Origin of the sequence: Leptospira wolbachii serovar Codice str. CDC, from assembly GCF_000332515.2 — a bacterium.
GTDB classification, from domain to species: Bacteria; Spirochaetota; Leptospiria; order Leptospirales; family Leptospiraceae; genus Leptospira_A; species Leptospira_A wolbachii.
In genome coordinates this window covers 884,234-896,098 of sequence record NZ_AOGZ02000014.1, presented here as the reverse complement: position 1 = coordinate 896,098, position 11,865 = coordinate 884,234, and the positions used below count along the sequence as shown (strand labels likewise).

Here is an 11,865-nt window from a genome sequence, read left to right as displayed (position 1 = left end):
GAGCTAAAATTGGTAGGAGGAACTTCATGACAAAAAGGATAGGAGGTTAGAAGGGTCTGTAAACAAAAAAGGGGACCAAGGCCCCCTCTTAGTTAGAAAAATGCAGTGAAAGGTTTATTTTCCTTTTTTAGCTTTTGCTTTTTCTTTGTTTTTTTGGTCAATTTCTGCTCTGTGTGTGTCACAAAGTCTGTAAAGGATTCCTGTTACCGGATTTTTACGAGTTACTTTAGTTCCACAAACGATGCAAAGACCTTGAGCTCTTCTTCTTTTGTAGAGTTGTTGTACTCTTTCTGCTCCGGAAGCTTTGTATTTAGAGATTTGAATTCTGAAACCTTTGAAAAGGTAATTTCCAATGGATTTTTCAGGATCTTTTTTCAAATCCTCTGCAATTTTGTCGATCTGTCCTGGGCCTACTTTTTGTGGTTCCATAGCTTTCTTTTTCCTTTAAATCTAGATTTTATCTTTTTTTTGACGAGGGAAATTCCCTTGCCCTAACAAGGGTATCTCTCTGCTCTCTGAAAAATTCAAGATATTTTTTTCACCGAATAACAATTTTTTGATGTTTTGCGACGATTTTGTTTTCTAAAACGATTGATAGGTGATCGTTATTGTTTTTTAAATTTGATTTGAATTGCTTTCGGAAAACTAGGACATGATTCAACACAGAGTCCACATCCTGTACATGAGGATGATGCAAAAACTGGTAAATTCCCTTTAAATTTCACTGTTTTTTCGATAGGACAGGTAACAAAACAAACATTACAGGTCGATTCACCAGTTTTTTCGTTGATACAATGTTCTGTGATGGCTTTCGCCTTACCAAAATTTGGTTTTTCACCGGACAGTTCGTACGGTATTAGTGCTTGTTCAGGACAAACACTAATACAAGGCCAGTCAGTGCAGAGATGGCAAGCCTTTGCATTGGGATCAAAATGAGGAAATATCTTTCCTGATTCCGGTATTGTGACAGGAAATAGGACGGCATAAGGACAGGAAAAAATACATTCGTTACATCCTGTACAAAGAGAATAAAAATCAGGAGAAGCTCCAGGTGGTTGGGACAAAGTCTGGAACATTCTTGTTTTACGTTTCCGGACATTTGTTTGTTTATTTGCCGACTTTTCTTTGCTAGATGGTAATTTCGATTTGCGGGAAGACTTTGGTTTGGGCGTTTTTTCGTCTTCCCAAACTTCTTTTATGGCCTCTGTCAGTTCATCGGCTTTCGTAAAGGTAAATTGAAAGACGGATTTAAAACCTTCTCGGAAAAGATCCTTTCGTTTCATCTAATCAGAAACTCTTTCGATTTGAGCACCCAAAGACCGGAGTCGGGTATCAATCGATTCAAAACCTCTATCAATCTGAACAATGTTATGAATTTCGCTTTGGCCTTCAGCACAAAGGGCAGCAATGATCATCGCCATCCCGGCACGGATATCGGGGCTTGCGACCCTTTGGCCATACAAACGATTGGCACCAATCACAATGGCTCTGTGTGGGTCACAGAGAATGATTTGGGCCCCCATGGCAATGATGTTATCCACAAAGAAAAGCCTGGATTCAAAAAGTTTTTCGTGAATAAGAACTGTTCCTTTGCACTGAGTCGCTGTGACCAGAGCCACAGAAGTCATGTCCGCGGGAAATCCCGGCCAAGGGGCATCATCGATTTTCGGTGTGGCTCCATGATAGTCGGGGATGATTTCCATCTTTTGGTCAGAAGGAACAAGGATTCCATTTTCCGTGGGCCTAACTTCGATGCCCAGTCGAGAATACACCATCCGAATCATTCGGATGTCCTCTGGATTGACGTCAGTAATGTGGATTTCTCCCCCGGTGACGGCAGCAAGGCTAATGAAGGATCCAATTTCTAAGTAATCGGAACCAATTCTATGTTTGAGTCCACCCAGTGGGGAGGAAAGTTTACTGACACCTGTGATCGTTAGCTGGTTTGTTCCGACACCTTCAATGTTGGCACCAGCGGCGATTAAAAAACGACAAAGACCTTGGACATGGGGTTCTGAGGCGGCATTCCGAATGGTTGTTATACCTTCCGCATATACGGCTGCCATTACAGCATTCTCTGTCGCAGTGACAGAAGCCTCATCTAGAAGGATATCTTTTCCCACCAAACGGTCAGCAGTGATCATGTATCCGTCTGGAAAAACTTCGATTTTGGCACCCAGTGCCTCTAAAGCAAGTAAGTGGGTATCCATACGCCGGCGGCCAATTTTGTCCCCACCGGGTTTCGGAAGAAAAACTCTTCCCGTGCGAGCAAGGATAGGTCCCGCGAGTGTTACAGCACCTCGTAGTTGGGAACAAAGTTCGTAAGGAAGATCCGATTTCACTGGATTTTTTTTCTGAAAGAGGTATGATCCTTTTGTATCGAGGGCAGTGATTTCCACTCCAATTTGGCGGAGGACCTCCATGAGTTTGAGAACATCGGCAATTTCCGGAAGGTTTTCCAGAATGACGTCTCCTTCCCAAAGAAGGAGAGCACCGAGAAGCGGTAACGCTTCATTTTTATTTCCTTGGGGAACAACTGTCCCGTGGAGAGGATTTTTGCCGATAATTTTGAAGTAGGAGGAACTCACCTTGCTTCCATTCGACACAATATGGATATGAGGAAAAGTAAATTATGAATTTTATAGCACAAGTCGTTTGGATTTTTCCGAAATTTGATACGATCTACCTTTTTTACATCTTTCTTATGGGTGTTGCCGCCTTTATTTACGTGAAGGTGATGAATTACTTACAAAATAAACAAACAAGCGTTGTGAACCATTGGGTTGAGTTTCAAAGATATGCCGTTGCAAGGAAGTGCAACCAGGTAGAGTTGAACATCCTCCATGCTTTTTATGACCATTTGAATGAAGAAGAACGCGAAATTTATCTTTTGCCTGAAAATCGTAACAAACTAAAGAACGCACTCTATCGATATTTTTTAAAATCCAATGCCAATACGACAGAAAAGGAAGTGGATCTTTTTGATAAACTCTTTCGGTCTGGTGTAGAATTCAAAAAAGAAATTCTTTCTTTGAATGAACTAACTCTAGGTGAGGTGGCGGCTTTAGAAGCAGACGGAAGGGAAGAACTTACCTATGTGATGCAAAAGACGGCAGACGAACTCCTTTTGTCGATCAAAGGTCTTTCCAAGGATTTACTGGTTCCGGGTAAGGAAGCCAAGTTATATGTATTTCGACCAAGTAGCGGCGGTTATTTGCTCGAGGGTCGGGTGATTCGAACAAATGAAAGTGGTGTCATTTTCCATTTTAATGGTAAGATCGAAAGGAAAGGGGAATCTCACTTGATGTTAACGGATAAGGTATCCCTGACAGTTTCTCCTTGGCCACCACCTGATGAAAAAAAACAGGTTTTAGAATTAGATAAAAATAAACTTTTACTCACAGAAGAAAACATAGATAAACAGTTAGAAGTTTTAAAACGAATTGCGAAAGACCAAAAAGAAAATAACGAAAAACGGTTTGATATTAAAGAAACTCCAAGACCTTTTATTACACTCTCCGAACGATTGTCTGATCGTGGAATTTTGTTTACATTCCCTCCAGGGATTTCAGCTGAAATTTGGAAACAACAAGACCTTTGGGAAGTGAGTTTCGGTTTTGATAACGGACCTATGTTTCATATCCGCGCAAAAATGATGCCTACAAAACAAAAGTCAGATCTGTATTTGCTTCGTTATGTGGATGCCGACGAAACTGTGCGGAAAACTTTGTATGATGAAATCCGCAAACGTGGTGGAATTAGAGAAGCTCTCACATAAATATTTACAATCGTTCTGGGAAGGCACCTTTGGATGGTGTCTTCGATCCCTTTGGTAGTAAAATCAAATCCACTTTAGGGATCTCTTTTCCTGCGCTTACTTTCTCACCTAACGCTTCCCAAGATCCTTGGGTCAAAGAAAACGACAACAAATACTGTAAATTGGGAAGTTCCGGTAGTTTGATAAACGGAGTTCCACCATGCAAAATGATAAATCGTTTTGTTGTATGTTTTTTTGCGAGAGAGGCAATGGATAGAACTTCTGTTTCGGAAGTGGAATCAAACAGGTAGGTTGTGATCGATTTGTTTTTTGTTTGGGTTTGAAAGGATTTGAAAGGAACCGAATCGATTTTTTTTGTTTTGAGAGTTTCTCGCAAACGATTGTTTTTCGCAAACGAAAGAGTTTCAGTTGGTATGATGTTTGCTGTTAAAACTGGTTTTGGGTAAGCGCGAATAGAGTCTTCGTTGATTTCTTTTACAAAGTTTTTTGACTCTGCTAGTTTAGAATATCTTTGGTTTCGTTCCAAATTCCAATTGGTTAGGAATTCTTTTTGTTTTTGGTTTTCTTCGTATACTTTGGGAAGGACGGAATTTTCATCATAAAGTCCCAACTCAAGTTTTTTTCGAATTTGTTTTTGGACCGCTTCCTTTAGTTTGTCATGTTCTTTTCCGTCTTTGTCCACATATCGAAACTCACCATTTTTATAAGCATCGGTTAGTTGGGCTTTGAACTTACGAGCTGTTTCTCCCCAACTAGTAAGAAGAACAATATTGGCACCCGCCAGTAGGGTTAAAACTCCCGGTCTGTCTTTTTCATAATTTTTGGAGATGGCATGCATCTCCATCGCATCTGTGATGATGATTCCATCAAAATTTAAGCTCTTTCGGAGAACATCCGTTAGTATGGTTTTGGAAAGTGTGGCGGGAAACTGCGGATCAATTTTAGGATACATGATGTGAGCTGACATCACTGCCTCGGCCCCACCTGCTATGGATCTTTTAAACGGAATTAGCTCTAGTTGTTCTAACTCTTCTAAACTTTTGCTTATGACGGGAAGGCCCAGATGGCTATCCACTGTGGTGTCTCCATGTCCTGGAAAGTGTTTGATCACAGGTAGACAACCTCCTGCACGTGCTCCTCTTTCGTAAGCTACTGCTACTTCTGAAACTCTTTTGGAATCGGAACCAAACGAACGTGTGTTGATGACGGGGTTTAAAGGATTGTTATTGATATCAAGGACTGGTGCAAAAAGAAAGTTGAGTCCTAGATTACGAAGTTCGTATGATGTGACAAAACCTACAGTTTCTCCCCACTGGGTATTTCCTGTTTGGCCCACTGCCATAGCTCCCGGATAAGGTGTGATCCCATCTTGGACTCGAAAGACTCGTCCTCCTTCCTGGTCTGTGGAGATAAGAAAGGGTTGGAGTTTTGTTTCCTTTGCTTGCGATTGTAATCCCTTTGTGAGTGCGAGGATTTCTTCTTTTTTACCTAAGTTCTTTCCGAAGAGAATGATTCCGCCAGGTTTTGTTTCTGCGATTTCTTCAGTGGCAACAGCATCCACTGTTTTTTGGGGAATCGCAATGTGGATGGTTTGGCCGACGAGTTCCGCTTCTGTCATGGAATTGGTGATGGCCCAGGCTTTTTCTTCTAACCAAACCTTACGTTCGTTGGCGGCAAGTTCGTTTAAGTAAAATCCAAAACAATAGGAAGAGCCAAAAAATCCGAAAAGAAGAAAGAGGGAAAATGATGTGCGAAGTAGAACTTGGTTCATAAGCTATGATAGTACGATTTACAGACGGCTTTTCCGAGACAACCAAGAAAAATATCTACTTTGTATACGAAATCCATCGTCTGACTCTCTGTGGATGATTTTTATAAAAACCTAAACCCAAGTCCCGATTTTCAAAATCTTTTTGATGGCAATATGCCCACAAAAGTTCCGGATGATTGGTTTGTTTTGATTACCGATATTGTCGGGTCAACCAAGGCCATTGAAGAAGGTCGTTATAAAGATGTGAATACTGCGGGAGGACTTACTGCCATAGCCGTAGCCAATGTTTATGGCCACATGGATTTTCCTTTTGTATTTGGTGGAGACGGAGTTACCTTTTTACTTCCTATTAATTTATTATTTCCGATTCGTTCTGCCATTGCAGATACCATTTCCCAAGTGCGGACTGCCTTTGGTTTGGAGATGAGAGCCGGGATTGTTCCGGTTCAGGAGTTGTATCGTGCAGGTGCAGAGTTATTCTTAAGTAAGTTTCGAGCATCCGAACACTATGTCCAATGTTCTTTGTTTGGTGATGCGTTGCCACTTGCAGAAACATGGATCAAAGAGGGAAAAGATGAGTCTTATCTAGTTCGCGAAAATGAAAAGATACTGCCTGCTGACTTTACCGGATTTACTTGTCGTTGGAAAGATGTTCCGAGCGAACGAGGAGAAATTGTTTCTCTCATTGTAAAACCCATCCACAAAGACTTTGAAGTTTGCAAAAAAACGGTGACTCGTGTTTTGAATTTTATTCGTTCGGAATATGGAGAAGAAGGGGATTACCATCCTTTACGCGTAAATCATATTGAACTAGATTCGGGTCCTTATTTACGTAATGAAGCAAAAGCGCGAGTGGGGGTGGATAGTGGGTTCAAATTTTATCTGATACTCACGAAAATTTGGATCGAAAGAACGGTGATGGCAATCGCTATGAGGTTTGGAATTCCACTCCGATCGGGACATTATTCTCTAAACAAATTAAAAGACTACCAAGTTCTCTCTGCAGACTTTCGTAAATACGATGGAACTTTAAAGATGGTCATTGACGGATCCAAACAACATAGAAAAGCCCTAGTCGAATTTTTAGACCAGTTGGAAAAAGAGGGCTTCCTTTGTTATGGAATTTATACTTCTAACAGGTCTCTTATGACCTGTGTTTTAAAGGTAGCATCCTCTGAGGAAGTTCATTTTGTGGATGGAGCTGACGGCGGTTTTGCGATGGCCGCCAAGTCTTTGAAAGAAAAGTTAAAGGTCTTAAGTTAACTTTAGTTTATTGCTCTATGCAGATCAGTTTTTTTGTAGCAGAACATAGTGATTCTTGACTGGAGATACTAGTGGCAGATGCCATAGTCCAAGTTTGTCCATAAAGGAATGTTGTTGGTGTAGAAGGACAGTTTTGATAAGTAAACCCATTGCAGTTATGGATATAAGCTAATCCATCCCCAGGACAAGTCGGAGAACTGGCTTGTATGGCCGGTGAAAGAGCATTCGTCATTCCTGTCCAATATTGGTCTCCAATTGTTGAAAAAGATCTACCTAAACTCGTCGGATCAAAGCCGGCAGATCCATCTGCTATAAATAATCTTGTATGTTGATCACTACAGTTCGAATATCCAGATGAATTACATCTATAATAGTGGCGACCAGCAGATAACACCCAATTAGTTCCATTCGGGATACGATCATTGGTCACGCCACCGGCACTATTACTCACAATTAAAGCTTTGTAAGTCCCTGCCGGGACCCCACTGGGTTTATTATTGTTACATGTATCATCAGCAGCAAATACCCCTTGTGCAGTCATCTCTCCATTATAACTTCCTGTAGTGACAAATATTGCTTTTCCTAAAGGTTCATCATCCTCATTGGTGATGGAATGGTTACCTGGATTTGTTGCGACCGAATAGTTGGTATCGGTATTGGCAGCCATGGCAAATTGGATATCAAAGGATTGGTTCCCATCGGCATAAGTATCATCTTGGCCAGAGACAGTAAAGGATTGTTTTTTTGCGGAGTTGGCACAACCGGCATCAGAGGCATTTATTGTTTCTACTGCACTGTTCGGTGGGAAAATGATTTGGTTAGGTGAAATGGTTCCGCATTCTCCATAAGCTCCATCATTCGCTGTGTATGTTGTTTTACAGCTAATATTGAGAACCACTGATTGAGTTGGGTTATTTCCACCCAAACAAACATGGACTGTGGCAACGTTGGCTGTTCCTTCTTTTGGAGATCCTACATGGGTGACGTAAAAAGCTTTTTCATCATCCGTAGTAGCTGCAAAAATATCAATCGGATCATAGGCCAATCCACCAGTGGAAGTGGCTGTTGTGACAGTCCAATTTTGTGTTAGATCAACGTCAGAATCATCCACATGAGTTAAAGTGATTTTGTTTGTTGTTCCAGTAGCATCCATCGTATTAAAATTATTGGAATCGATTGTGACATTGGCCGGAACCGTTCCTTCCGTAGTGTCTGTCGAAGTATGGGCAACCGTTACTGGCGAGGAAGGAGAAGTTTTTGTGATGAGCCAAATATTTGTGGAACCACCTTCTTGGGCGCTTAGTCGACTATCAGTTGTTCCTCGAGGAGCACCGGAATAATTGCAAGGTTGGATCAGATGAGTTCCGTCGTTATCACAGGAACGAATCGAAAGATTTGGTTTATAAACTGTTGTACTATAAGTTGTGTCTGCGGATGTAACTGTAAAAGAGACTGTATAGTCCACATTTCCAGTGTTTGCTGAATCTGTGGTTCCAATGACTCGAAAGGTTTGGTAGGTATTCCAATCAGTAGGTGAAAATATCAACGAAGGTGTTTGGATGTTACATTTAGCTCCACAATTGGAGGTAAAATTTAATGTGACGTTGTTTGTTGGTTTGGTGCGAAGTTTAATCTGGAAGTTTGAGTATTTATCTCCAAATTGATTGTTTTCATCTGTTGCAAATCCGGTAATTGTGTTGATTGTGCTACTCTCCGATGTTACAGCTGCTCCGCCACTAAAACGAAGGATACTAAATCCTGGAACGGATTGGTCTTTGTTGTAAACAACTACATTGCGAGGTTCAATTCCATTGAATACCGAATCCGAACTAGATGTACGAGCAACGTCAATGGAGTAATTTTTTAGACCATCTAACTCTAAGTCATCATAAGAAGAAACGGTGATAGTTTGTTCCGTTGACCAATTCCCCGATGTAAATGTTAAAGTTTTTGGGTTTGCGGTTCCTTCTCGATTACCCACATTCACTGCATCGAAAGTATCATTGATAGGAATGGTTACGTCGGCTGTTGGTCCTACTTGGCCTCTTAATTTTACTTTGAATTCTCCATTGGTTGCTGTTGCATTGGGACCTGGTTCTTCCATAACTCTTGAAATATTGGATACACGAACTCCTGGCGTCTCATCATCTTCTAAGCTGATAGTGATTCCACATGGTATTTTATTAGTATAATTGCCTGAGTAGGTATCTCCATTGGAATTTTTTTGCACAATTTTGCCGAATTGAATCGTTGCGGAAGCTACGGTTGTATTGCGAACCAAATCATTTGTTGGCGCCTGGAACTTAAAACATTGTCTCGCCGCATCACCATTGGAAGAAAAACTAAGTTTATTTGGGATCGGGTTTCCATTCACTGGTATTGGGAACGATCGTTCCATCGTCAATCGAGTATCATAAGTATTTTTTGAATCTACAGTAAATTCAATATTCCCAGGGCTAAAAGAAAGATTCGGATAGATACAAGTTTCAAATGATTTATAACCCCAAGCGGCACCATCTGCTACACCATCTACTTCCGTTAATCCGTTGTCACTTGCGGCATTGTAAGTTGCCGTAACATCTCCATCTTCATCAAGATACACAGCCTTTGTTGTGACAGTCACATCCGATGTGCAGGAGGTGGAAGCTTCTTCTTTAGAAAATAACTTATCAAATTGTTCGCTGAGGCCAAAAAGGAACGTATCTCCCGCAGAGACCTGGCCACTACAATTTTGGAATAGAACTAAAGATAAAAAAAGAACTAAGAGACAGGAACGGATGTATTGATAGGAGTTCATAAATAGTTTTTAGTCACCAAGATTTGAGCTAGTCCAAATCTTTCTTTTTATCTGGTAGGAGCAACGAAAATCTGAAGATCCTTGGATTTTGAAAGATATCTTAAGACAGAAGTTAGTTGGTGACGAAAAAATAGGCAGCTTGTAGCGAAATCCGAGGAGTGTCTCTAGTGTGTTCTCCTAATGTATGTGTCAACTTCATGTTCTGAAAATTAGTTCACCATCTTAATGGCGTTAATTTTGTTTTCTATAATTTAACAATTGATTTCATTGATTGGTTCCAAAGATAAGGATTGTCACCTTATGCTTAAAAAAAACTTTCCATACAATGTTTTAATTTTTATCTTATTTGCCTTAACTGTTGTAAGCTGTAATACAACAGGAAAACCGGAGTGGGCAGAATCTGTTGCCTTCCAAAAGTTCTGCGGTTGTGTTTCTGTCAAAGAAGAAAAAGCCAATGACCACTTGGGAAGTTTGCCTGTGGGTGCGTTAGATGAATTAGGCACTTCCGAATATTTGGAAAAAATTTACAAAGGCCTTCGGAGTGACTTCGAACACTCTGGAACTCCATTTGAAGAAGTGGGAGGAAGTCTTGTTGGAAAAGGGGTCGAACTCAAACGTATTGAAGATGATGAAAAAAGGTTACGAGAACTTTTAATTGTGATCGATGGGGACGTAGCTTTCCCATCTGGAAAATCAACTCTCACTCCAAAAGCAAAAGAACTCATCGCCAAAGTTGGGGATGCTATGGAAGCATACCCTGAAACCAATTGTCGTATTGGTGGACACACGGATAGTGTAGGTGCATTTGCAATGAACCTCAAACTTAGTAAGGAACGTTCTCAATCCGTAAAACTTGAATTAAAGCTGATTCACAGAATAGTTGAAGCACGTTTTAAGGAAGTGGATGGTTTCGCTGATTTACAAAAAATTATCGATACGATGCTTGCAGAAAAGAAAAACCGTAGAACAGAAATTTATGTAGGGACGGTTCGCATTGTTTACTAGGCTAAAAAACGTTATACCACCGAAATCCATACGTAATGTTTTCATTCTCCTTCTTTTTATTTCTGTATTGCCTTTGTTTGCACAAGAGCTTCCCAAGGGAGTAACCAGTCCCGAAGTAAAACAAGAAAGAACGCCGGCAGAAACTCAAACCTCTGTACCATTAGAAGACCGGGAAGATAATAAAACTCGGATGGATATCTTCAATCACGTATATGAGCACAGGTTGATGTTCCGTGGTGGTTGGGGGATTGGAAAATTATCTCCTGCAATTCTTAATGAAACAGGGCCTGCTTGGTTTCAAAATTCACTTTTCCGTCAAATCACGGAACCTGGAACTCCACTTTCTATTCCTTACAAACCTGCCAAAGAGTTGGGACTCAATTCTCAGTTTTGGGACATTCGGTACGGATACAAAAATAAATTTGAAGTTCAGTTGGCGGAAGATACTTCCCTTGGTGTTTACAGCCGAGATCTTCCTGCATCCAATAACTTTTTTTCTCCAAGAACCGATACCTATTGGGCCAGTGCTTTCGAAGGGAACCGTTTGTTACGTTTTGAAGGAGTGAGCCAACATCTTCGTTTTTCCTATACACATCCGGTTTCTAAAATTTTTATGATTGGTCCCTCAATCAATTTCCACCGATATACGGAGAGAAACAATATCTCATACGGTTCTTATTCTACGAGTAGAGCGGAGGCAACAGTTCCGAACAAAGCTACTTGGTCTATTGGTGGAGATGCAAACGCTGAATATTCAATGAAAGGAATTTTACCTGGAATTTTTGCCAAGTTTAAACTTCGGGATTGGTGGGAACTCCGGACAAGATTAGAGTTACTAGATAGAAAAGGAAACTTTACTGTGTTAGGTTCTCAAATCATCCAAGAAGCATTTAGTGATGGAAGTTCAAATTTATCTGGCGTTCTTCCTGCTTACGGTGGAAAGGTGAGAGACAAGGGCACCATTTTAAATATAGAATCTTCTTTTCAATATTGTCGTTTCACCTTGGACATTGGAATGATCCGCCAAGACATCAAACGTAGTTATGATACGTATTTGGGTGATACGCTCGGAGGTGTCCCAAGAAGCGATTATTCCTCTAGAAGTGTGTATATTGGATTTTCGGAAATGTCAGCCTCGGTTAAACACACAGTTACAGAGTTTTATATTATGCCAGGAGTTTCTTTTTTTTACGACGCAGACAAAATTTACTGAATACAAAATTTTCCACGTATCTAAGGAAAATTCTTTGA

At 40.6% G+C, this 11,865-nt stretch carries 9 protein-coding genes; 4 read left to right on the top strand and 5 right to left on the bottom strand.

What is annotated here, in order from left to right; translation table 11 throughout:
• Positions 1 to 114 precede the first annotated feature (114 nt).
• From LEP1GSC195_RS09640 to murA, 3 genes are all read right to left on the bottom strand, one after another.
• Positions 115 to 429, bottom strand: a complete 315-nt coding sequence (locus tag LEP1GSC195_RS09640) for an LIC10235 family protein (RefSeq protein WP_002973161.1) — start codon at positions 427 to 429, stop codon at positions 115 to 117.
• 176 nt (positions 430 to 605) lie between these two features.
• Entirely contained in the window at positions 606 to 1,283 is a 678-nt protein-coding gene (locus LEP1GSC195_RS09635) for a 4Fe-4S dicluster domain-containing protein (RefSeq protein ID WP_015681301.1), read from the bottom strand.
• Positions 1,284 to 2,588, bottom strand: coding sequence for a UDP-N-acetylglucosamine 1-carboxyvinyltransferase (murA, locus tag LEP1GSC195_RS09630; protein WP_015680648.1), 1,305 nt, complete (start codon positions 2,586 to 2,588; stop codon positions 1,284 to 1,286). It abuts the gene before it with no gap.
• Between the two features lie 44 nt (positions 2,589 to 2,632).
• Here murA and LEP1GSC195_RS09625 point away from each other — a divergent pair, with 44 nt between their 5' ends.
• Positions 2,633 to 3,778, top strand: a complete 1,146-nt coding sequence (locus LEP1GSC195_RS09625; RefSeq protein ID WP_015681948.1) for a hypothetical protein — start codon at positions 2,633 to 2,635, stop codon at positions 3,776 to 3,778.
• A 4-nt stretch (positions 3,779 to 3,782) separates the two neighbouring features.
• Here LEP1GSC195_RS09625 and LEP1GSC195_RS09620 read toward each other — a convergent pair whose 3' ends face one another.
• Positions 3,783 to 5,549: a glycoside hydrolase family 3 protein gene (locus LEP1GSC195_RS09620; protein ID WP_015682548.1), complete on the bottom strand. Its 1,767-nt coding sequence runs from the start codon at positions 5,547 to 5,549 to the stop codon at positions 3,783 to 3,785.
• 90 nt (positions 5,550 to 5,639) lie between these two features.
• Between LEP1GSC195_RS09620 and LEP1GSC195_RS09615 the strand changes: the two genes are divergently transcribed.
• A complete protein-coding gene (locus LEP1GSC195_RS09615; RefSeq protein ID WP_015682437.1) occupies positions 5,640 to 6,812 on the top strand; it encodes a DUF3095 domain-containing protein in 1,173 nt (390 codons plus the stop codon).
• A gap of 7 nt (positions 6,813 to 6,819) precedes the next feature.
• On the opposite strand, the gene LEP1GSC195_RS09610 is transcribed toward LEP1GSC195_RS09615, so the two are convergent.
• Positions 6,820 to 9,609 carry a hypothetical protein gene (locus tag LEP1GSC195_RS09610; protein ID WP_015681760.1) on the bottom strand — a complete coding sequence of 930 codons (2,790 nt, stop codon included), beginning with the start codon at positions 9,607 to 9,609 and terminating at the stop codon, positions 6,820 to 6,822.
• Between the two features lie 300 nt (positions 9,610 to 9,909).
• Here LEP1GSC195_RS09610 and LEP1GSC195_RS09605 point away from each other — a divergent pair, with 300 nt between their 5' ends.
• Both LEP1GSC195_RS09605 and LEP1GSC195_RS09600 read left to right on the top strand, forming a co-directional pair.
• On the top strand, positions 9,910 to 10,614 hold the full coding sequence (locus LEP1GSC195_RS09605; RefSeq protein ID WP_015681115.1) for an OmpA family protein: 705 nt from the start codon (positions 9,910 to 9,912) through the stop codon (positions 10,612 to 10,614).
• The gene (locus LEP1GSC195_RS09600) at positions 10,604 to 11,827 is read left to right on the top strand and encodes a hypothetical protein (protein ID WP_015680497.1); all 1,224 of its coding nucleotides are present in this window, start codon (positions 10,604 to 10,606) and stop codon (positions 11,825 to 11,827) included. Before LEP1GSC195_RS09605 ends, LEP1GSC195_RS09600 begins: the two co-directional genes overlap by 11 nt.
• The last annotated feature ends 38 nt before the right edge of the window (positions 11,828 to 11,865 follow it).